The sequence below is a fragment of the Streptomyces sp. SudanB5_2050 genome (genome assembly GCF_964272335.1).
Lineage (GTDB): Bacteria > Actinomycetota > Actinomycetes > Streptomycetales > Streptomycetaceae > Streptomyces > Streptomyces rochei.
The window spans coordinates 3,877,132-3,899,319 of the sequence record NZ_OZ186760.1 but is presented as its reverse complement, the minus strand read 5'-3'; the positions used below and the strand labels follow the sequence as shown (position 1 = coordinate 3,899,319).

The following is a 22,188-nucleotide window of genomic DNA, read 5'->3' as shown; positions in this document are numbered from 1 at the left end:
GAAAGAAGCGTCCGGCGAACGGTCAGGCGTCCAGCGGCAGTTGCTGGACCAGCAGCTTTCCGGCCATGGTCACGCCGCCGTCCATCGCGATGGCCAGCCCGTCCGCGTAGACGTGCGGTCCTTCGACCACGGTGCGGGTGTCGTCCTCGCCGTCCTCGGAGCCGACCTCGCCCAGCAGGTAGGGGATGGGGCTGTGGCCGTGCACGATCCGGGTGCCGCCGTAGGTGTCCAGCAGGTGCCGGACGGCGTCGGCGCCGCCCTCGTCGCGGAAGGAGAAGCGCTTGGTGAACTTGCGGAACAGGTCCCACACCTCTTCCGCGTCGTTGCGCGTGAGCGTCTCGCGGACGGTGTCGTTGACCTCTTCGATGGAGCGGCCGTAGTCGAGGTAGGTGGTGGCGTCCGAGTGGACCAGGAGGTGGTCGTCGACCTCTTCCATGGCGTCGAGCCGGGCCATCCACTGCAGATGGTGGTCCTGCAGGCGGTCCATGTCGGTCTTCTGGCCGCCGTTCAGCAGCCAGGCGGCCTGGAAGGTGGCGGTGCCCGCGCCGGAGTTGACCGGCGTGTCGCCGAACCGCTTGGCGCCGAGGAGCAGCAGCTCGTGGTTGCCCATCAGGGCCTTGCAGTAGCCGCCGGCCGCGGCCGCCTCGGCGGACAGCCGCATCACCAGGTCGATGACGCCGATGCCGTCGGGGCCGCGGTCCGTGAAGTCGCCGAGGAACCACAGCCGCGTGGTGCCGGCGCACCACTGGCCGTTCGCGTCGATGAGGCCCTTCTCCTGCAGGGCGGCCACCAGCTCGTCGAGGTATCCGTGCACGTCGCCGACCACGAAGAGCGGGCCCTGGCCCGTGGCGGACTGCGTCACCTGGACCGGGCCGGGATCGACGCTCACCTGGACCGTGTCACCCCGACGGATGACGGGAAGGTCGCGCTGAGTGGGCGTGTACCCCTCCGGAAGGGCCTCGTCGTACCCCTCCTCGGACGGCGGTACGGTCTCGCTCGCCTGCGGCCCGGGGGCGGCGTACGGAGCGGCCTCATGGACGTACGCGGGTACCCGGAAGTCGCGCACCGTCGCCGTCCGCTGCACCTCGGGTCCCTGACCGGCCCCCTGAGTCATCGACCCCTCCACCATCGCGCCGCATCTGCACCGCTTCGGACTGCCTGGTCGCAGCGGCCCGCGGTGTGTGGGCCCATCATAGGAATGCGGATCGCGCTGTGTGATGACCCAGGGGTGGTGAATCAGAACAGGACTCCGGTTCACCGCGGCTTTCGCCCCGATTGGGCCCGGCTTCGCCCGTCCGCAACGGTGGCACGGCCGTCCTCCGGACGCGCCGGACGGCGACCTACTCGCGCTCGGGAGAACGCGGCGGGCTGACCGTCGTCCGAGGCGGACGGCGCTGCGAGGACGTACGCACGATCAACTCGGTCGGTATCACCTGCTCGACCGGCTGGTCCGGGCCGAGCCCCTCGATGGCGTCGATCAGTACCTGGATCACCGCCGTACCGATACGGCGGGGCTTCAGTGAGAGCGTGGTGATGGGCGGCTCGGTGCTGGCGTACACGGTGGACTCGCTGCAGCAGACCAGCAGCAGGTCCTCCGGGACGCGCAGTCCGTAGCGACGGGCGGCGGCGAGCAGGTCGGTGCCGTTCGGGTCGAAGAGGCCGTAGACGGCGTCGGGCCGGTCGGGGCGGGCGAGCAGCCGGTCGGCGGCGACGGCTCCGGCGCACGGGTCATGGGCCGGATAGGCCTCGTAGACGGGGTCCTGGCCGACGCGTTCGCACCAGCGCAGGTAGGCGGTGGTCGACAGATGGGTGTACGTGTCGGTGGTGGTGCCGGTGAGCAGGCCGATCCGGCGGGCGCCCGCGTCGGCGAGGTGGTCGAGGATGCCCAGGACGGCGGCCTCGTGGTCGTTGTCGACCCAGGCGGTGACGGGGAGGGTGCCGGCCGGACGGCCGTCGGAGACCACCGGTAAGCCCTGGCGCACCAGCTCGCTGACGACCGGGTCGTGGTCCGAGGGGTCGATGACGACCGTGCCGTCGAGGGCGACGTTGGACCACACGTCGTGACGGGAGGTCGCCGGGAGGATGACGAGGGCGTAGCCCCGGGCGAGCGCGGCGGACGTGGCGGCGCGCGCCATCTCGGCGAAGTACGCGAACTCGGTGAAGGTGAAAGGTTCATCCCCGTACGTCGTCACGGTCAGGCCGATGAGTCCGGACTTGCCGGTGCGGAGCGTGCGGGCGGCGGCCGAGGGCCGGTAGCCCAGTCGGTCCGCGACCTCGCGCACATGGCGCCGGGTGGCATCCGGGAGTCGGCCCTTGCCGTTGAGGGCGTCGGAGACGGTCGTGATGGATACGCCGGCGGCGGCGGCCACGTCCCTGATGCCCGCCCGGCCCGGCCGGCTGCCTCGACGTGAGGTTTCCGCGCGGCTCACCTGATGCTTCCCTGCTGCTGTCATGGCGAGCCGATAGTAGGGCTCATGGGGTGGGGTAGTGCGGACGCATATGCACGCGTTGACAGTCACGTTTCTGCAAGATCATTAAGCGGTAATAGCCTCTGATTGCAAGCCAGTTGGCGACTGACACCCCAGTATCTGACGTGTCGACCTGTGAGGGCCTGCCGCGTGGTCGATGTTGCGAAGAGGTCTCAACTCACCTGCACGAGGGATGCGCGCCACGGCGCGAGCCACCGGCGCGTAGATATATGTGCGGCGCGCCCCCCGAAACGTGCGCCTTCGTGTCCTGATGCCCTTGTTGCCAGTGTGACGGATGAGGTCTGGCCTCACCTATACGCAGCGGCGCCCAATCCTCTTAAGGTGAGAAGTATTCGATGCCGGTGGTGGACATGAGGAGGACTGCGGTGAGCGAGACGAGCCCCAAGCTGCGCGCCGAGCTGGAGGGTATTCCCACCTACAAGCCGGGCAAGCCCGCCGCGGCCGGTGGGCCGGTGGCCTACAAGCTCTCCTCCAACGAGAATCCGTACCCGCCCTTGCCGGGTGTGATGGAGACGGTGACGGCGGCGGCCTCGTCCTTCAACCGGTACCCGGACATGGCCTGCACCTCCTTGATGAGCGAGCTGTCGGACCGGTTCGGAGTCCCCCTCTCGCACCTGGCCACCGGCACCGGATCGGTCGGTGTGGCCCAGCAGCTGATCCAGGCGACCTCCGGCCCGGGCGACGAGGTGATCTACGCCTGGCGTTCGTTCGAGGCGTACCCGATCATCACGCAGATCAGTGGCGCGACCTCCGTGAAGGTGCCGCTGACGCCGGGCGACGTGCACGACCTGGACGCGATGGCGGCCGCGATCACCGACCGCACCCGGCTGATCTTCGTCTGCAACCCCAACAACCCGACGGGCACGGTGGTGCGGCGGGCCGAACTGGAGCGGTTCCTGGACCGGGTGCCCAGCGATGTCCTGGTGGTCCTCGACGAGGCGTACCGCGAGTTCATCCGCGATCCCGAGGTGCCGGACGGCTGCGAGCTGTACCGCGAGCGTCCCAACGTCTGCGTGCTGCGGACCTTCTCCAAGGCGTACGGCCTCGCCGGCCTGCGCGTGGGATTCGCCATCGCCCACGAGCCGGTGGCGGCTGCGCTGCGGAAGACGGCGGTGCCCTTCGGAGTGAGCCAGATCGCCCAGGAAGCGGCCATCGCGTCGCTGCGTGCCGAGGACGAGCTGATCGGGCGGGTCGGTTCGCTCGTGTGCGAGCGCACGCGCGTGGTCGGCGCGCTGCGCTCGCAGGGCTGGACCGTGCCGGAGACCCAGGCGAACTTCGTGTGGCTGCGGCTGGGGGAGCGCACGGTCGCCTTCGCGGAGGCGTGCGAGCAGGCCGGTGCGGTCATCCGGCCGTTCCCGGGCGAGGGTGTGCGGGTGACGGTCGGGGAGAGCGAGGCGAACGACATCTTCCTGAAGGTCGCGGAGGAGTTCCGCAAGGAGCTGTAGGACGGCTGTGGCGCGTCCGTCACAGCGGCGGCCGGCGCGCGTCGTTCCGGCCTTACTGGCCTACGTGGTCGATGACTTCGACGCGTATCGGGTCGCCGTCGCGCACCGTAGCCAGGAGGCGGGGATCGCCATCGAGGCGGCCCAGGACGTTGCAAGGACTCGCGAGGCGGCATTCGTCGCCTCGCGAGAGGGGCGTGGGCCCGTACGGCAGGGCCAGGGCGTCGCCGTCGGTCCAGAAGGCGACCGTGCCGGGATCGACGACCTGCCGGGCGTCCGTTTCACGTGAAACCGACACACCTGTGTCGAAGTACACCTCCTCACCCCAGGTGTGGGCGGAGGCGGTGAGCGGCAGGGCCTCGAGGAGTGCCTGCGCCGTCGGGGTGTCGTCGAGGGCCGCGGTGAGGTGACCCGCAGGCCATGAGATCCGTATGTCCATGAGGGCGAATTCAACAAGATGTTGAAGTTCCCGCCAAGGGGTTGACGTCACAGGGGACCCCCCTTCCGGTGTCGAAAAGCTGTACGTCATAATTGCTTGTGAATGTGAACGCGTTCACAAGCGTGTCCCGGTTGCGCCCGAGTTAGGTGTGACATACACGCACAAACTGCCGCCGACCACGGCGAGTGGCGATGCAAGGAGAGTGACGACGTGGACATGGCTCTGGCGCCGGAGACGCTGGCGCGCTGGCAGTTCGGCATCACGACCGTCTACCACTTCCTGTTCGTCCCCCTGACGATCTCGCTGGCCGCTCTGACGGCCGGACTGCAGACCGCCTGGGTGCGTACCGAGAAGGAGAAGTACCTCAGAGCGACCAAGTTCTGGGGCAAGCTCTTTCTGATCAACATCGCCATGGGTGTCGTCACCGGCATCGTGCAGGAGTTCCAGTTCGGCATGAACTGGTCCGACTACTCCCGCTTCGTCGGCGATGTCTTCGGCGCTCCGCTCGCCTTCGAGGCGCTGATCGCCTTCTTCTTCGAGTCGACCTTCATCGGCCTGTGGATCTTCGGCTGGGACAAGCTGCCCAAGAAGATCCATCTGGCGTGCATCTGGATGGTCTCGATCGGCACCCTGCTGTCGGCGTACTTCATCCTGGCGGCCAACTCCTGGATGCAGCACCCGGTCGGCTACCGGATCAACGAGGAGAAGGGCCGGGCCGAGCTCACCGACTTCTGGGCCGTCCTGACCCAGAACACCACCCTCAACCAGGTCTTCCACAGCTTCTCCGCGGCCTTCCTGACGGGCGGCGCCTTCATGGTGGGCATCGCCGCCTTCCACCTGATGCGTAAGAAGCACATCCCGGTGATGCGGACCTCGCTCCGCCTCGGCCTCGTCACCCTGGCGGTCGGTGGAATCCTCACCGCGGTCAGCGGCGACACCCTCGGCAAGGTCATGTACGAGCAGCAGCCGATGAAGATGGCCGCCGCCGAGGCGCTGTGGGACGGCGAGGAGCCGGCGCCCTTCTCCGTCTTCGCCTATGGGGACGTCGACGAGGGGCACAACAAGGTCGCCCTGGAGATTCCCGGGTTGCTGTCCTTCCTCGCCCACAGTGACTTCGACTCGTACGTGCCCGGCATCAACGACACCAACAAGGCCCTCCAGGAGCAGTTCGGCCCCGGGGACTACAAGCCCATCGTCCCCGTCGCCTACTGGGGCTTCCGCTGGATGATCGGCTTCGGCATGGCCTCCTTCTCCCTCGGCCTGCTGGGCCTGTGGCTGACGCGGAAGAGGTTCCTGCTGCCGGACGCCCTGCGGACGGGGGAGGACGAGGTGCCGCATCTGGTCCTGCTGCGCAAGCCGCTCGGCACCAGGCTCAGCCGGATGTACTGGCTCCTGGCGCTGTGGACGATGGCGTTCCCGCTGATCGCCAACTCCTGGGGCTGGATCTTCACCGAGATGGGCCGTCAGCCCTGGGTGGTCTACGGCGTCATGCAGACCCGCGACGCGGTCTCCCCCGGTGTCTCCACGGCCGAGGTCATCACGTCGATGTCCGTCTTCACCCTCCTGTACGCCATCCTCGCCGTCATCGAGGTCAAGCTGCTCGCCAAGTACGTCAAGGCCGGCCCGCCGGAGCTCACCGAGGCCGACCTCAACCCGCCCACGAAGATCGGCGGCGACCTCCGTGACGCCGACAAGCCGATGGCCTTCTCGTACTAGGCCGAGGGAGCCGCACTGTCATGGAACTGCACGACGTCTGGTTCGTTCTCATCGCGGTCCTGTGGACCGGCTACTTCTTCCTGGAGGGCTTCGACTTCGGGGTCGGCGTGCTCACCAGGCTGCTCGCCCGGAACCGGGCCGAGAAGCGGGTGCTGATCAACACCATCGGTCCCGTCTGGGACGGCAACGAGGTGTGGCTGCTCACGGCCGGCGGCGCGACCTTCGCCGCCTTCCCGGAGTGGTACGCCACGCTCTTCTCCGGCTTCTACCTCCCCTTGCTGGCCATCCTGGTCTGTCTGATCGTCCGGGGCGTCGCCTTCGAGTACCGGGTGAAGCGCCCCGAGGAGCGCTGGCAGCGGAACTGGGAGACCGCCATCTTCTGGACCTCGCTGATCCCGGCGTTCCTCTGGGGCGTCGCCTTCGGCAACATCGTCCGCGGCGTGAAGATCGACCGGGAGCTGGAGTACGTCGGGTCGGTGTGGGACCTGCTCAACCCGTACGCGCTCCTCGGCGGTCTGGTCACCCTGACCCTGTTCACCTTCCACGGAACGGTGTTCACGGCGCTCAAGACCGTCGGTGAGATCCGGGAGCGGGCCCGCACCCTGGCCCTGCGCGTCGGTGTCGTCACGGCCGTGCTCGCTCTCGCCTTCCTGCTCTGGACGCAGTTCGCCAGCGGGGACGGCAAGAGCCTGGTGGCGCTCGTGGTGGCCGTGGCCGCCCTGGTCGTCGCGCTGTCGGCGACTCAGGCCGGGCGAGAGGGCTGGGCGTTCACCCTGTCGGGCGTCACCATCGTGGCGACCGTGGCGATGTTCTTCCTGACGCTCTTCCCGAACGTCATGCCGTCCACGCTCGACGCGGACTGGAGCCTCACCGTCACCAACGCGTCGTCCAGCCCCTACACCCTGAAGATCATGACCTGGCTCGCCGCGGTCGCCACGCCTCTCGTTCTGCTCTACCAGGGCTGGACGTACTGGGTGTTCCGCAAGCGGATCGGCACCCAGCACATCGCCGAACCCGCGCACTGAGTCCGAGGGGTGTTTCACGTGACACGGTGTCCCGTTCCACGTGAAACACCCCCTCCGGACGGGAGGGCATGTTTCACGTGAAACCCATCGATCCACGTCTGCTGCGCTACGCCCGCGCCACCCGCCTCTTCCTGTTGGCGGTCGTCGCGCTGGGCGCCCTCGGGGCGGGCCTGCTCGTCGCCCAGGCGATGCTCATCGCCGAGGTGGTGGTGGGCGCCTTCCAGCGGGACATGTCGGCAGCCGAACTCCGCACCCCTCTGCTGCTCCTGGTGGTCGTGGCCTGCGGTCGCGCACTGGTCGGCTGGCTCACCGAACTGGCGGCGCACCGGGCGAGCGCCGCGGTGAAGTCCGAGCTGCGCGGCCGACTGCTGGAGCGGGCCACCGCGCTCGGCCCGGGATGGCTGGGCGGACAGCGGACGGGGTCGCTGGTCGCCCTGGCCACGCGTGGAGTCGACGCCCTCGACGACTACTTCTCGCGCTACCTCCCCCAGCTGGGACTCGCGGTGGTCGTCCCCGTCGCGGTGCTCGCCCGCATCGTCACGGAGGACTGGGTCTCGGCGGCCATCATCGTCGGCACCCTGCCCCTCATTCCGATCTTCATGGTGCTGATCGGCTGGGCGACGCAGTCCCGGATGGACCGCCAGTGGCGGCTGCTGTCCCGGCTGTCCGGGCACTTCCTGGACGTGGTCGCCGGACTGCCGACGCTGAAGGTCTTCGGCCGGGCCAAGGCGCAGGCCGAGTCGATCAGGCGCATCACCGGTGAGTACCGGCAGGCGACCATGCGGACCCTGCGGATCGCCTTCCTGTCGTCGTTCGCGCTCGAACTGCTGGCCACACTCTCCGTGGCGCTCGTCGCCGTCACCATCGGCATGCGGCTCGTCCACGGCGACATGGCCCTATACGACGGCTTGGTCGTGCTGGTGCTCGCGCCCGAGGCATATCTGCCACTGCGGCAGGTGGGCGCCCAGTACCACGCGGCGGCCGAGGGACTCGCCGCCGCGGAGGAGATCTTCTCCGTGCTGGAGCGGCCGGTACCGGCCACGGGGACCGGCACCGTGCCGACCGGCGGCGCCCTGGCGTACGAAGGCGTGACTGTCCGCTATCCCGGACGTGCCACGGATGCCGTGACGGACGTGAGCTTCACCGTCGAACCCGGGGAGACGGTCGCCCTGGTCGGTCCGAGCGGAGCGGGCAAGTCCACGCTTCTCAACACCCTGCTCGGATTCGTGAGCCCCACCGGGGGACGCGTCCGCGTCGGGGGCCGCGACCTCCACGACCTCGACCTGGAGCAGTGGCACGCCCGTGTCGCCTGGGTGCCGCAGCATCCGCACCTGTACGCCGGCACCATCGCCGAGAACGTACGGCTGGCGCGGCCCGAAGCCGACGACGAGGCCGTACGGCGGGCGCTGCGGGACGCGGGCGCGCTGGCGTTCGTGGAGGCGCTGCCCGAGGGTACGGCGACCGTGCTCGGGGAGGGCGGCAGTGGTCTGTCCGCCGGTCAGCGTCAGCGGCTGGCCCTGGCCCGGGCGTTCCTCGCCGACCGGCCCGTGCTGCTGCTGGACGAGCCGACGGCCGCCCTGGACGGTGCCACCGAGGCCGAGGTCGTGACCGCCGTGCGCCGGCTGGCGGAGGGCCGGACGGTGCTGCTGGTCGTGCACCGGCCGGCTCTGCTGGAGGTGGCCGACCGAGTGGTGCGGCTGGAAGAGCCCACCGGCTCCGCAACGGTCCGCGGCGTCCCCGACGTGTCACCGGTCTCGCTGCCTCGGACCGAGACCGCTCACGCGCCTGCGGGGGCGGTGCCGGGTGATCCGTCCGACGGTGCGGAGAGCGGGGGCGGCGTCCTCGCCAGGGTGCGCGCCATGTCGGCGGCCCGGCGCGGGCGGCTGGGGCTCGCGTTGCTGCTCAGCAGCCTGGCCCTGGGCAGCGCCGTCGGTCTGATGGCCACCTCCGGCTACCTGATCTCGCGGGCGTCCGAACAGCCACCGGTGCTGTACCTGATGGTGGCCGTGACGGCGACGCGTGCCTTCGGGATCGGGCGCGCCGTGTTCCGTTACGCGGAGCGTCTCGTGTCCCACGACGCGGTGCTGCGGATGTTGGCCGACACCCGCGTCGCCGTGTACCGGCGACTGGAGCGGCTGGCCCCCGCCGGTCTGCGTCTTACCCGCCGTGGCGACCTGCTCTCCCGGCTGGTCTCCGATGTCGACGCCCTGCAGGACTACTGGCTGCGCTGGCTGCTGCCCGCCGGCTCCGCCGTGGTGGTCTCCGCCGCCTCCGTCGGCTTCACCGCCTGGCTGCTGCCGGAGGCGGGCGCCGTGCTCGCCGTCGGCCTGCTGGCGGCCGGGGCCGGGGTCCCGCTGCTCACCGGAGCCGTGGCGCGACGGGCCGAGCACAGGCTGGCGCCCGCCCGCGGGGTGCTCGCCACCCGGGTGACCGACCTGCTGACCGGCACCGCCGAACTGACCGTCGCCGGTGCTCTGCCCGCACGCGCCGCCGAGGCGCGCCGGGCCGACGGCGTGCTCACCCGGATCGCCTCGCGCGCCGCCACCGCCACGGCTCTGGGCGACGGCCTCACCGCGCTGATCTCCGGCCTGACCGTCGCCGGCGCCGCCCTCGTCGGCGTCCAGGCGGTCGCCGACGGCAGGCTCACCGGCGTGGCCGTGGCCGTCGTGGTGCTCACTCCGCTGGCCGCCTTCGAGGCCGTACTCGGACTGCCGCTGGCCGTGCAGTACCGCCAGCGCGTCCGCAGGAGCGCGGAGCGCGTGTACGAGGTGCTCGACGCCCCCGAGCCCGTGCGGGAGCCGGAGACGCCCCGGCAGGCACCCGCGTCGCCGTTCCCGGTCGTCCTCGAGGGACTGGCCGCCCGGCACGCCGGGCAGGGCCGGGACGCGCTGGCAGGCTTCGACCTGACCCTGGCGCAGGGCCGCCGTGTCGCCGTGGTCGGCCCGTCCGGGTCCGGCAAGACGACGCTGGCCCAGGTCCTGCTGAGGTTCCTCGACGCGGACGCCGGTTCCTACTCCCTGGCCGGTGTGGACGCCTACGCCCTGGCCGGTGACGACGTGCGGCGGCTCGTCGGGCTGTGCGCCCAGGACGCGCACCTCTTCGACAGTTCGGTGCGGGAGAACCTGCTCCTGGCCAGGAGGGAAGCCACCGACGGCGAACTGCGCGACGCGCTGGAACGGGCCCGGCTGCTGGAGTGGGCCGACGGCCTCCCCGACGGGCTGGACACCCTGGTCGGCGAACACGGGGCCCGGCTCTCCGGCGGCCAGCGCCAGCGGCTCGCTCTCGCCCGGGCGCTGCTCGCCGACTTCCCGGTTCTGGTGCTGGACGAGCCCGCCGAGCACCTGGACCTGCCGACCGCCGACGCGCTCACCGCCGATCTGCTGGCCGCCACCGAGGGCCGTACGACTCTGCTGATCACGCACCGGCTGGCGGGTCTCGAGGCCGTGGACGAAGTGATCGTGCTGGACGAGGGCCGGGTCGTGCAGCGGGGGACCTACGCGGAACTGGCCGCCGTGCCGGGTCCGCTGCGGGCCATGGCCGAACGGGAGAAGGCGTCGGAGCTGCTGGTGGGGGCCCGATGACCGGCAGACCGGCCCCGACTCACCGGGATGCCGCGGGACCGGGGCCCGAGATCGCCGAAGATCTTGAATTCCGACTTTCCTGTTCAAAAGGGTCTCATTAGGCTCGGGCCATGCCCCCAGTACCGCCGTCCGGACCACCGCCGCCCCGCCGGGGAGCCTCGGCCGAGCTCCTGGCCCGGGTGCCGAAGCTGCTGGACGCGATGCGTTCCGTCGGCAGCGGACTGGAGCTGCGCGACACGCTGAACCGGATCTGCCGGACGGCGGCCGACCTCGCGCACGCCCGGTACGCGGCCATCGGCGTGATCGACGCGGAGGGCGACGGCCTCGCCGAGTTCGTGCACCACGGCGTCGACGAGGCGACCGCCCGCCGGATCGGGCACCTGCCCGACGGACGCAAGGGGCTGCTGGGCTCCCTCGTCCGGGACCCGGGGCCGGTCCGCCTCACGGATCTGACCGAGGACCCGCGGTCCTGCGGCTTCCCCGAGCACCACCCGCCGATGCGGAGCTTCCTCGGCGTCCCCATCCACGTACAGGGGGAGGTCTTCGGCAACCTCTACCTGACCGACAAGCGCGCCGGGGAACCGTTCGACGAGTACGACCTCGCGATGGTCCGGGTGCTGGCCACCGAGGCCGGTATCGCGATCGGCAACGCGCGGCTGTACGAGGCCGCCCAGCAGCGCGAGCGCTGGATCGACGGGTCGGTCGCCGTCACCACGGCGCTGCTCTCCGGCGGTGACATGGACGAGGCGCTCCAAGTCGTCGCCGAACAGGCCCGCCGGCTCTCCGGGGCGAGAGCGGGCATCGTGCTGCTGCCGGCCGAGGGAGGCGGCCTGGAGATCGTGGCCGTCGCCGCCCACCACCCCACCGGCGCCCTCGGCAAGGTCATCCCGTCGGACAACGGCATCGTCGCCGAACTGCTGGCGGGGCGAGCGGTGTTCGTGGACGACGCCGCCACCGATCCGCGCATGGAGGCCGGGCCGGTGCGCGGCTACGGGCCGATCATGCTGCTGCCCCTGTGCCGGGACGGACGCGTCCTCGGAGGTCTCGTCATGCCCCGCGCACGCGGTGATCGCCCGTTCACCCGGGCGGAGCGCGCGCTCGGCGACCGGTTCGCCTCGCAGGCCGCGCTGGCCCTGATGATGGCCGACGCCCAGCGGGACCGGGAGCGGCTCGCGGTGTACGAGGATCGCGACCGCATCGCCCGGGACCTGCACGACCTCGTCATCCAGCGGCTCTTCGCCACGGGGATGATGCTGGAGAGCGCCCAGCGCAGGACCTCGGTGCCCGAGGTGCGGGACGGCGTGGGCGGCGCGGTCGACGAACTCGACGTCACCATCCAGGAGATCCGCTCCGCGATCTTCGCGCTGCGCCGGCCCGACGAGGCGCCCGAAGGGCTGCGCACCCGCGTGCTGCGCGAGATCACCATGGCGGCCGTCCCTCTCGGGTTCACGCCCTCGCACCGCTTCGTCGGCCCCGTCGACACCGCCGTCGGCGACCTGACCGGCAAGAATCTCATCGCCGCGCTGCGCGAGACCCTCTCCAACGCCTTCCGGCACGCCCACGCCACCCGGATCGAGGTGGTCGTCGATGCCACGGTGACGCTCGCGGACGGTCGTCCGGGCGTGCGGCTGACCGTCGCGGACGACGGTGTGGGCCTTCCTCGGGGCGGTCGGCGCAGCGGACTGCGCAACCTGGAGCGCCGGGCCGAGACCGTCGGCGGCACCAGCGGTACCGGGCCGGGCATCGGGGCGGACGGCGGCGGCACGACGGTGCTGTGGGAGGCCCCGTACTGACTCCCGTACCGGCTCCCGTACCGACCCCCGTCACCGCCGTGTTGCCCCATGTGCAGCAGCGGCACTGCGCCGTGTGCAGCAACCGGTCCCCCAGTCGTACGACGTGAACGAGACCCCGCGCCCCTGTCCGGTCCACGATCGCTGCCATGCGCTCACCTCGCCGCCGTCCTCTGCTGATTCCGGTGCTGTTGTGCGCGCTGGCCGTGCTGGCCGCCCGCCCCACGGACACCACCGACGAGAACGGCGGTGCCGGCGCCGGCACCGATGTGGCGCGGCTGTACGCGGAGGCGGCCAAGGCCACCCGGCAGTACGAGGACGGGCGGCGCGCGGCCGAGGCGCAGCGGTCGAAGGCCCTGGACTACGAGAAGCGGCTCGACCGGCAGCGACAGAAGATCGACGCCATGCACGAGGACCTGGGCCGGATCGCGAGCGCGCAGTATCGGGGCGCGGGAGGTCTGCCGCTCACCGCGCAGATGATCCTGGCCGACGACCCCGAGGAACTGATGCGCGGTCAGCGAGCGCTCGCCCGGGCGGACCTGGCCGTGAACAACGCCATCGGCCGGAGCCTGCGGGCCGAGGCCCGGCTCGCCGCCGACGAGGCGAAGGCGCAGGCCGCCTGGCGGGCGCTGGAGGAACGCAACGACCGTCTGGCCGCGCTGAAGAAGGAGATCGAGGCCAAGCTCGAGTCCGCGCGGTCACGCCTGGAGGGGGAAGCGGACGCCTCGGTCGCGGCCGGCTCCTGCCCCGGCGCGGTCCGCCTGGACCGATCCGACGAGGGTCTCGACCGGTCCTGGGTCGCACCGGTGCAGACGTACGACCTCTCGGCGGCCTTCGGCAGTGGCGGCAGCCGGTGGGCGAACGGGCACACCGGTCAGGATTTCGCGGTGCCGGTGGGGACGCCGGTGCGGTCGGTCGGGTCGGGGCGAGTGGTGAAGGTGTCCTGCGGTGGGGCGTTCGGCATCCAGGTCGTGGTCCAGCACGCCGGCGGCTACTACACGCAGTACGCCCATCTCGCGGCGGTCGCCGTCGACCAGGGCGACCGGGTCCGTGCCGGTCAGTGGGTCGGACAGTCGGGGAGCACCGGCAACTCCACCGGTCCGCACCTGCATTTCGAGGTGCGGGTGACACCGGAGATGGGCTCGGCCCTGGATCCGGTCCGGTGGCTGTCCGAGCGCGGTGTGTCGCTCTGACGGCGCCGGGTGCGCGCGGGCGGAGCGCTAGGGCAGCTCCGCCAGGATCCGCTCGATGACCACGGCCACCCCGTCGTCGTTGTTGGCGACCGTCCGCCCGGAGGCGGCGGCGATCACGTCCGGATGCGCGTTGCCCATGGCGTACGACCGTCCCGCCCAGGTGAGCATCTCGACGTCGTTGGGCATGTCACCGAAGGCGACGACCTCCTCGCGCGAGATGCCCCGCTCGGCGCAGCACAGCGCCAGGGTGCTGGCCTTGGAGACGTCCGGACCGCTGATCTCCAGGAGGGCGCTGGGGCTGGACCGGGTGACGTTGGCGCGGTCGCCGATGGCGAGGCGGGCGACGGCGAGGAAGCCGTCGGGGTCCAGCTCGGGGTGGAAGGCCAGGATCTTGAGGATGGGCTCGGTGGCGGCACGACCACCCGGCGCCAGGATCTCCTCGGCGGGCAGGAGGTCGTCGGGGACCTCCATGTGCAGCTTGGGATAGGCCGGCTCCTGGTGGAAGCCGTACGTCTGCTCGACCGCGTACACGGTGCCGGGGGCCGCCTCGCGCAGCAGCCGTACGGCGTCCAGCGCGTTCTCCGGGGCCAGCTCCCGGACCTTCACGAACCGGTGCGCACCGGGCCCGCCGTGGAGGTCGACCACGGCGGCGCCGTTCCCGCAGATGGCGAGCCCGTGCCCATGGACATGGGCACTCACGACGTCCATCCAGCGGGCGGGCCGGCCGGTGACGAAGAAGACCTCGATCCCCGCCTTCTCCGCGGCGGCCAGCGCCGCGACCGTGCGAGGGGAGACCGACTTGTCGTCCCGCAGCAGGGTGCCGTCGAGGTCGGTGGCGATCAGCCGCGGACGGAGCACGGCGGCAGGGGGCTCGGGCTGTCGGGTCGCTGAGGTCACCCGGTCATTGTTCCGCATATGCCTGCACGCCCGTGCGCGACTCCGCACATATGTGAGCCACGGCTCTCATGCCCGCAGCTGTGCCAGGGCCTCCATGGCGATCCGCTCGAAGACCTTCTCGTCGGCCGTGAAGTCCGAGTCCGGGATCGGCCAGTGGACGACGAGTTCGTCGAAGCCCAGATCACGGTGGCGTCCGGCGAAGTCGACGAAGGCGTCCACGGACTCGAGCGGCCGGCTGCGGTCCGGCGTGAAGCCGGTGAGCAGCACCCTGTGCAGCTCGCTCACGTCCCGGCCGATCGCGGCACAGGCGTCCGCGAGCTTGTCGGCCTGTGCCCGCAGGGCCCGGTCCGACTGCTCGGGGGTGCCGTGCTCGAAGAGCTTCGGGTCACCGGTGGTCACCCAGGCCTGCCCGTACTGCGCGGCGAGCCGCAGCCCGCGGGGCCCGGTCGCGGCCACCGCGAACGGCAGTCGGGGCCGCTGCACACACCCCGGAATGTTCCGGGCTTCATGAGCCGAGTAGAAGTCGCCCTCGTAGGACACGGCGTCCTCGGTGAGCAACCGGTCCAACAGCGGAAGGAACTCGGCGAACCGGTCGGCCCGCTCGCGCGGCGTCCACGGCTCCTGGCCGAGCGCGGTGGCGTCGAAACCGGTGCCGCCCGCTCCTATGCCGAGCGTGATCCGGCCGCCGGAGATGTCGTCCAGGGAGATCAGCTCCTTGGCGAGCGTGACCGGGTGCCGGAAGTTCGGCGAGGTGACCAGGGTGCCGAGCCGCAGTCGCTCCGTGACGGCCGCGGCGGCGGTGAGGGTGGGGACCGCGCCGAACCACGGGCCGTCCCGGAAGCTCCGCCAGGAGAGGTGGTCGTAGGTGTACGCGGTGTGGAAGCCGAGCTGCTCGGCACGCGTCCAGGCCGAACGGCCACCCTCGTGCCAGCGGCGGTACGGCAGGATCACGGTGCTCAGGCGCAGACTCATGCCTTCGAGCCTATGCGCCCGGACCGCGTTTCACGTGAAACCTCCGCGGGCGTCACCGTACGCGGCTGCTCAACCACGGGGTGAGAAGGAAGATCGGTACGAACTCCTTGTGTGCGCGGTCGCCCGGCAGCGGCACGATCAGTCGATAGCCGGGCGGGAAGCGGCGCGCCCGGACGTGGGCGAGGCCGCCGAACACGGAGTGCAGGAAAGCCGGAACGTCCTCGCGAGGGATGTCGGGGCACTCCACACCCTCGACATCGATCAGGGCATCGCCCTCGTGGAAGAGCCGCACGCTCACCCGGGGCCCTCCGCCGAATTCGACGAAGGCCTCGTGGGGGAGGGAGCCGTCGGCGTCGACGACCACACCGACGCCCGCGGCGCTGTGGCGGGAAGTCTGGTCCGCGCCGATGTCGTCGGTGACCTCGATCTCCAGCGCGTACTCCTCGGCGATGGCGCGGAGGGCGGTGACGGCGGCCTGCGTGGTGGGCAACTGCTCCATGCCACCGATCTTGAGGGAGGGACGCCGTGGGGGAAAACGCAGGTGCGGCGGGCGCCTGCCCGGGCCGCCGACTCGCGGACCGCCGATTCGGAGTCCGCCGACTCGGGATACACCGACTCGGGGTCCCCGACTCGCGGTCCACCGAGAGACGCGCATCACGCGAAAGATTGCGTTCCGTAGGTTTGATCCACAGTCAAGTGCGGTTATCCACAGGCGGATTGGGCCTCCCTGTGGAAACTAGAGCGGCGGCTTCACCCGCGCGAGCCTCCTCAACGCCCCTGGGAGGACACGGGAGATGAAGTGGGCGCCGCGTGCCTCCGGAGTCACCGGCACCACGGGCCGGTTGTGCACCACCGCCTCCAGGACGGCGGCGGCGACCTTCTCCGGCGGGTAGTTGCGCAGCCCGTAGAGTCGTGCCGCGCGCCGCTGCCGCCGCTTCTCCTCGTCGGCGTCCACGCCGGCGAAGTGCGCCGTCGACGTGATGCCGGTGTTGACGAGACCCGGGCAGATCGCCGTGACCCCGATCCCCTGCTCGGCCAGCTCGGCGCGCAGGCACTCGCTCAGCATCAGCACGGCCGCCTTGGAGGTGCCGTAGGCGGGCAGCGCCCGGGAGGGCTGGAACGCCGCCGCCGACGCGATGTTGACGATGTGGCCGCCCTGCCCGCGAGCGACCATCCGGCCGCCGAACAGCCGGCAGCCGTGGATCACGCCCCAGAGATTGACGTCGAGGACCTTCTTCCAGTCCTGCGGGGTGGTGTCGAAGAAGGACCCGGACAGACCGATCCCGGCGTTGTTCACCAGGACGTCCACCACGCCGTACTCGGCGTCGACCCTGGCGGCGAGCTTCTCCATGGCCTGTTCGTCGGAGACGTCGGTCGTCTCCGCCCAGGCGGCCGTCGCACCGACCAGCCGGGCCAGCTCCGCGGTGTGAGCGGCCGCACCGGCGTCCCGGTCGACCGCCACCACGCGCGCGCCGGCCTCGGCGAACGCCAGCGCCGTCGCCCGTCCGATGCCGCCGCCCGCACCCGTGACCAGCACCAGCTGCCCGGTGAAGCGGTCGGCGTGTCTGCCGCTTGCCGCGGTTCCGGGGCGACCGCGGTCGACGGCGGTGACGAACTCCGCGATCCAGTCCGCCAGCCGGTCCGGCCGGGTCCTCGGCACCCAGTGCTTGGCGGGCAGCGTGCGACGGGTCAGCCGCGGCGCCCACTGTTCCAGTCCGTCGTAGAGCCGCTCGGAGAGGAAAGCGTCCTCCAGCGGGGTGATGAGCTGCACGGGGGCGTGTGCGTGTGCGTCCCCGCGCGGGCGGCGCAGCCGGCGCCGGACGTTGTCCCGGTACAGCCACGCCCCGTGTGCCGCGTCCGTGGGCAGCGAGGAGGTCGGGTAGTCGTCGCCGGGTACCTTCTCGACGCGCCGCAGGATGCCCGGCCAGCGCTTGCCGAGCGGACCGCGCCAGGCCAGTTCGGGCAGGACCGGCGTGTGCAGCAGGTACACGTACCAGGACTTGGCGCCCTGTCCGAGGAGCTGGCCGACCCGGAGCGGGGTGGGGCGCCTCAGGCGCTTGTCGATCCAGTGCCCGAAGTGGTCCAGCGACGGCCCGGACATCGAGGTGAAGGACGCGATGCGGCCACGGGTCCGTTCGACCGTGACGAACTCCCAGGACTGCACCGATCCCCAGTCGTGGCCCACCAGGTGCACGGGCCGGTCGGGACTGACGGTGTCCGCGACGGCCAGGAAGTCGTCCGTCAGCTTCTCCAGGGTGAACCCGCCGCGCAGCGGGCTCGGCGCGGTGGACCGGCCGTGGCCCCGCACGTCGTAGAGGACCACGTGGAAGCGGTCGACGAGGCGGGCGGCCACCTCGGACCAGACCTCCTTGCTGTCCGGATAACCGTGCACCAGGACGACCGTGGGGCGCAGCGGGTCCCCCAGTTCGGCCACACACAGTTCGACCCCGCCCGAGCGCACCCAGCGCTCCCGCGCACCGTCCAGCACCGTGAACTCCCCTCGCCCGCCGACGTCGCCGAATCTCCCAGTTGTTAGACCCAGCGTCAATAGGTCGTGCCGGGCGGGGCCCGGCCCTGCGTTCCGTAGCTCTCAGGCACGGCATCCCCTACGGGCCCGTACTACTCGAGTCTGACGCGAAGACGGCTCTCCGGTCTGACGACCGCAGTGGCGCCCGTCACTACTGTCGTGGATGTGACTGTGATCGCGACCGAAAGCCTGAGCAAGCGGTTCCCCCGGGTGACCGCGCTCGACCGGCTGTCCGTGGACGTCGGACCCGGTGTGACCGGACTCGTCGGTGCCAACGGCGCCGGCAAGTCCACCCTGATCAAGATCCTGCTGGGTCTGTCCCCCGCCACCGAGGGCCGGGCGGAAGTGCTCGGACTCGACGTGGCCACCAAGGGCGCCGACATCCGCGAGCGGGTCGGCTACATGCCGGAACACGACTGCCTGCCGCCCGACGTCTCCGCCACCGAGTTCGTCGTCCACATGGCACGCATGTCCGGCCTGCCGCCCACCGCCGCCCGCGAGCGCACCGCCGACACCCTGCGACACGTCGGACTGTACGAGGAGCGGTACCGGCCCATCGGTGGCTACTCGACCGGCATGAAGCAGCGCGTGAAGCTCGCGCAGGCCCTCGTCCACGACCCCCAGCTGGTCTTCCTCGACGAGCCGACCAACGGCCTCGACCCGGTCGGCCGCGACGAGATGCTCGGCCTCATCCGCCGTATCCACACCGACTTCGGCATCTCGGTCCTGGTCACCTCGCACCTGCTGGGCGAGCTGGAACGCACCTGCGACCACGTCGTGGTCGTGGACGGCGGCAAGCTGCTGCGCTCCAGCTCCACCACGGACTTCACCCAGACCACGACCACCCTCGCGATCGAGGTCACCGACACCGACGCGCACCCCGACGGCACCCGCGCGGTCCGCGACGCGCTCCACGCCCGGGGCGTGACGGTCCAGGACGGCAGCGGCCTGCCCGGCGCCGGCCACGTCCTGCTGCTCACCGCGGAGGGCGAGGAGACCTACGACCTGGTCCGGGACGTCATCGCCGACCTCGGCCTCGGCCTGGTGCGCATGGAGCAGCGGCGGCACCACATCTCGGAGGTCTTCAAGGACAGCGACGCGGAACGGAAGGAGGCGGTCGGCCATGGCAACTGAGCAGTCCGTAGCCCCTGCGGCGGGTGACCAGACCCGCATCCACAACATCGGCTACCGAAACTACGACGGCCCCCGCCTCGGCCGGGCCTACGCCCGCCGCTCGCTGTACTCGCAGTCCCTGCGCGGTGCCTACGGCCTCGGCCGCTCGGCCAAGTCCAAGGTCCTGCCGATGCTGCTGTTCGTGGTGATGTGCCTGCCCGCGGCCATCATGGTCGCCGTGGCCGTCGCCACCAAGGCGAAGGAGCTGCCGCTGGACTACACGCGCTACGCCATCGTCCTCCAGGCCGTCATCAGTCTCTACGTCGCCTCGCAGGCCCCCCAGTCCGTCTCCCGCGACCTGCGCTTCAAGACCGTGCCGCTGTACTTCTCGCGGCCCATCGAGACCACCGACTACGTCCGCGCCAAGTACGCCTCGCTGGCGTCGGCCCTGTTCATCCTCACCGCGGCACCGCTCGTGGTGCTGTACGTGGGCGCGCTGCTCGCCAAGCTCGACTTCACGGACCAGACCAAGGGATTCGCACAGGGACTCGTCTCCGTGGCACTGCTCTCGCTCCTCTTCGCCGGCCTCGGCCTGGTCGTCGCGTCGGTGACCCCGCGCCGCGGCTTCGGCATCGCGGCCGTCATCGCCGTCCTGACCATCACCTACGGCGCGGTCTCCACGCTCCAGGCCATCGCGGACGTCCAGGGCAGCACGGGCGCCGTCGCCTGGATCGGGCTCTTCTCGCCGATCACCCTCATCGACGGCGTGCAGTCCGCCTTCCTGGGCGCCACCTCGGCCTTCCCCGGCGGGATCGGCCCGAGCAACGCCGAGGGCGCGGTCTACGTCCTCGTCACCCTGGGCCTGATCGCCGGCGCCTACGGCCTGCTGGTGCGCCGCTACAAGAAGGTGGGACTGTGAGCACCCTCAGCATCGACCACGTCTCCCGCTGGTTCGGCAACGTGGTCGCCGTCAACGACATCACCATGACGATCGGCCCCGGGGTCACCGGCCTCCTCGGTCCCAACGGCGCGGGGAAGTCCACTCTCATCAACATGATGGGCGGCTTCCTCGCCCCGTCCACCGGCACCGTCACACTCGACGGACAGCCGGTCTGGCGCAACGAGGCCATCTACCGGCACATCGGGATCGTCCCCGAGCGTGAGGCGATGTACGACTTCCTCACCGGCCGCGAGTTCGTCCTCGCCAACGCCGAGCTGCACGGCCTCGGGGCGAAGGCGGCCCAGGAGGCACTCGCCACCGTGCAGATGGAGTACGCGCAGGACCGGAAGATCGCCACGTACTCCAAGGGCATGCGGCAGCGCGTGAAGATGGCCAGCGCTCTCGTGCACAACCCCTCCCTGCTGCTGCTCGACGAGCCGTTCAACGGCATGGACCCGCGCCAGCGGATGCAGCTGATGGACCTGTTGCGGCGCATGGGTGACGAGGGCCGCACGGTGCTGTTCTCCTCGCACATCCTCGAAGAGGTCGAACAGCTCGCCTGGCACATCGAGGTGATCGTCGCCGGCCGGCACGCGGCCAGTGGCGACTTCCGCAAGATCCGCCGCCTGATGACGGACCGGCCGCACCGCTACCTGGTGCGCTCCAGCGACGACCGGGCACTCGCCGCGGCGCTGATCGCCGACCCGTCGACGTCCGGCATCGAGGTCGACCTGTCCGAGGGTGCCCTGCGCATCCAGGCCGTCGACTTCGGCCGGTTCACGGCGCTGCTGCCGAGGGTCGCGCGCGACCACGGCATCCGGCTGCTGACGGTCTCGCCGTCCGACGAGTCCCTCGAGTCCGTCTTCTCGTATCTCGTCGCGGCGTAGGAGGCCGAAGAATGTACGACCCCACAGTCGCCCGGCTCACCTACCGGGCCCTGCTCGGCCGACGCCGGGCCCTCATCCTGGGCGCCCTGCCGCTGCTGCTCCTCGTCATCGCCGTGGCGGTGCGCGCCCTGGCCGGAGCCGACGACCAGACCACGGCCGACGTGCTGGGCGGGTTCGCGCTCGCCACCATGGTGCCGATCATCGGCGTCATCGCCGGCACCGGAGCCATCGGTCCGGAGATCGACGACGGCTCGGTGGTGTATCTGCTGTCCAAGCCCATCAAGCGGCCGACGATCATCTTCACCAAGCTGATCGTCGCCGTCGCGGTGACGATGGTCTTCTCCGCCGTGCCCACCCTCCTCGCCGGCCTGATCCTCAACGGCAACGGCCAGCAGGTGGCCGTCGCCTACACCATCGCCGCGCTCGTCGCCTCGATCGCCTACGCGGCGCTCTTCCTGCTGCTGGGCACCGTCTCCCGGCACGCCGTGGTGTTCGGGCTGGTCTACGCCCTCGTCTGGGAGGCCCTGTTCGGTTCGCTGGTCCCCGGGGCCCGCACGCTGAGCGTCCAGCAGTGGTCGCTGGCGGTGGCGCAGAAGGTGGCCGAGGGCAACCTGGTCACCTCCGACGTCGGTCTGCCGACCGCGACGGTGCTGCTGGTCGCGGTCACCGTGGCCGCCACCTGGTACGCCGGTCAGAAGCTGCGGTCGTTGACGCTCGCCGGGGAGGAGTGATCGGCCGACGGCCCTGACGGTGCCTTGTCCTCGGCCCGGGCGCAGGGGCCGGGGCGAGGAGAGGCGGGAGCGGGGGCGAGCCGGGGGACACGGCGTCGGCGGTAAGGCGCCGTACGTCCGCTTTTAATAGGTGGCGCCCGGCTTTCCGTACCGGCACTGTGGTGCGTGCACGAGGCCGGACGGCGCCGACGAACCGGGTGGCCGCTTCGAGCACGCCAGCCGTCTCACGGGAGACCTGGCGTGGGCCGCCCGGACGGGGACGCCGGCGCCGTCCGGACCGTGTGCCTGGCTGCTCGCCGCACGCGGGGCCGCCCACCGCACACCGCGAGACCCCTGCCGCCACCGCCGGCGAAGTACTCGGAGACGGCGGCCCGGCCGCCGACCGGCCCGACCGCGGTCGAGACAGGGCCGGGAAGCGAGCCGGGCACCGAGCCGGAGACCACCGA

General features: G+C 71.1%; 17 protein-coding genes. 10 read left to right on the top strand and 7 right to left on the bottom strand.

What is annotated here, in order from left to right:
• Positions 1–22: 22 nt before the first annotated feature.
• Together ACFZP7_RS17370 and ACFZP7_RS17365 are read right to left on the bottom strand one after the other, a co-directional pair.
• A complete protein-coding gene (locus ACFZP7_RS17370; protein WP_385634753.1) occupies positions 23–1,129 on the bottom strand; it encodes a metallophosphoesterase family protein in 1,107 nt (368 codons plus the stop codon).
• Positions 1,130–1,340: 211 nt separating this feature from the next.
• On the bottom strand, positions 1,341–2,453 hold the full coding sequence (locus ACFZP7_RS17365; protein WP_078494782.1) for a LacI family DNA-binding transcriptional regulator: 1,113 nt from the start codon (positions 2,451–2,453) through the stop codon (positions 1,341–1,343).
• 401 nt (positions 2,454–2,854) lie between these two features.
• On the opposite strand from ACFZP7_RS17365, the gene hisC reads away from it, so the two are divergent.
• On the top strand, positions 2,855–3,934 hold the full coding sequence (gene hisC / locus ACFZP7_RS17360) for a histidinol-phosphate transaminase (RefSeq protein ID WP_385634752.1): 1,080 nt from the start codon (positions 2,855–2,857) through the stop codon (positions 3,932–3,934).
• Positions 3,935–3,986: 52 nt separating this feature from the next.
• Here hisC and ACFZP7_RS17355 read toward each other — a convergent pair whose 3' ends face one another.
• Positions 3,987–4,370 (bottom strand): cyclophilin-like fold protein, encoded by a 384-nt coding sequence (locus tag ACFZP7_RS17355; RefSeq protein WP_385634751.1) that lies wholly within the window; start codon positions 4,368–4,370, stop codon positions 3,987–3,989.
• A gap of 210 nt (positions 4,371–4,580) precedes the next feature.
• Here ACFZP7_RS17355 and ACFZP7_RS17350 point away from each other — a divergent pair, with 210 nt between their 5' ends.
• The 5 genes from ACFZP7_RS17350 (at position 4,581) to ACFZP7_RS17330 (ending at position 13,675) form a co-directional block, all read left to right on the top strand.
• Complete coding sequence (locus tag ACFZP7_RS17350; RefSeq protein ID WP_030971452.1) at positions 4,581–6,086, top strand: cytochrome ubiquinol oxidase subunit I; 1,506 nt, start codon at positions 4,581–4,583, stop codon at positions 6,084–6,086.
• Between the two features lie 20 nt (positions 6,087–6,106).
• Positions 6,107–7,111 (top strand): cytochrome d ubiquinol oxidase subunit II, encoded by a 1,005-nt coding sequence (cydB, locus tag ACFZP7_RS17345; RefSeq protein WP_385634750.1) that lies wholly within the window; start codon positions 6,107–6,109, stop codon positions 7,109–7,111.
• Between the two features lie 77 nt (positions 7,112–7,188).
• Positions 7,189–10,692, top strand: coding sequence for a thiol reductant ABC exporter subunit CydD (cydD, locus tag ACFZP7_RS17340; RefSeq protein WP_385634749.1), 3,504 nt, complete (start codon positions 7,189–7,191; stop codon positions 10,690–10,692).
• Between the two features lie 110 nt (positions 10,693–10,802).
• Positions 10,803–12,485, top strand: a complete 1,683-nt coding sequence (locus ACFZP7_RS17335) for a GAF domain-containing sensor histidine kinase (RefSeq protein ID WP_109204605.1) — start codon at positions 10,803–10,805, stop codon at positions 12,483–12,485.
• A 146-nt stretch (positions 12,486–12,631) separates the two neighbouring features.
• Complete coding sequence (locus ACFZP7_RS17330; RefSeq protein ID WP_385634748.1) at positions 12,632–13,675, top strand: peptidoglycan DD-metalloendopeptidase family protein; 1,044 nt, start codon at positions 12,632–12,634, stop codon at positions 13,673–13,675.
• Between the two features lie 27 nt (positions 13,676–13,702).
• Here the strand turns inward: ACFZP7_RS17330 and ACFZP7_RS17325 are convergent, their stop codons facing one another.
• From ACFZP7_RS17325 to ACFZP7_RS17310, 4 genes are all read right to left on the bottom strand, one after another.
• Positions 13,703–14,590 (bottom strand): HAD hydrolase family protein, encoded by an 888-nt coding sequence (locus ACFZP7_RS17325; protein WP_029393052.1) that lies wholly within the window; start codon positions 14,588–14,590, stop codon positions 13,703–13,705.
• A gap of 48 nt (positions 14,591–14,638) precedes the next feature.
• Positions 14,639–15,544: an LLM class flavin-dependent oxidoreductase gene (locus tag ACFZP7_RS17320; RefSeq protein ID WP_019324650.1), complete on the bottom strand. Its 906-nt coding sequence runs from the start codon at positions 15,542–15,544 to the stop codon at positions 14,639–14,641.
• A 52-nt stretch (positions 15,545–15,596) separates the two neighbouring features.
• A complete protein-coding gene (locus ACFZP7_RS17315) occupies positions 15,597–16,043 on the bottom strand; it encodes a hypothetical protein (RefSeq protein ID WP_385634747.1) in 447 nt (148 codons plus the stop codon).
• A 237-nt stretch (positions 16,044–16,280) separates the two neighbouring features.
• The gene (locus ACFZP7_RS17310; RefSeq protein WP_385634746.1) at positions 16,281–18,032 is read right to left on the bottom strand and encodes an SDR family oxidoreductase; all 1,752 of its coding nucleotides are present in this window, start codon (positions 18,030–18,032) and stop codon (positions 16,281–16,283) included.
• 210 nt (positions 18,033–18,242) lie between these two features.
• Here ACFZP7_RS17310 and ACFZP7_RS17305 point away from each other — a divergent pair, with 210 nt between their 5' ends.
• Genes ACFZP7_RS17305 through ACFZP7_RS17290 form a run of 4 tightly spaced genes read left to right on the top strand, consistent with a single transcriptional unit; the run spans position 18,243 to position 21,742 of the window.
• The gene (locus tag ACFZP7_RS17305; protein WP_019324647.1) at positions 18,243–19,205 is read left to right on the top strand and encodes an ABC transporter ATP-binding protein; all 963 of its coding nucleotides are present in this window, start codon (positions 18,243–18,245) and stop codon (positions 19,203–19,205) included.
• Positions 19,195–20,103: a membrane protein gene (locus ACFZP7_RS17300; RefSeq protein ID WP_019324646.1), complete on the top strand. Its 909-nt coding sequence runs from the start codon at positions 19,195–19,197 to the stop codon at positions 20,101–20,103. The genes ACFZP7_RS17305 and ACFZP7_RS17300 overlap by 11 nt, the downstream gene beginning before the upstream one ends.
• A complete protein-coding gene (locus ACFZP7_RS17295) occupies positions 20,100–21,011 on the top strand; it encodes an ABC transporter ATP-binding protein (protein WP_030971470.1) in 912 nt (303 codons plus the stop codon). Before ACFZP7_RS17300 ends, ACFZP7_RS17295 begins: the two co-directional genes overlap by 4 nt.
• Before the next feature lie 11 nt (positions 21,012–21,022).
• Complete coding sequence (locus tag ACFZP7_RS17290) at positions 21,023–21,742, top strand: ABC transporter permease (RefSeq protein ID WP_019324644.1); 720 nt, start codon at positions 21,023–21,025, stop codon at positions 21,740–21,742.
• Positions 21,743–22,188 lie beyond the last annotated feature (446 nt).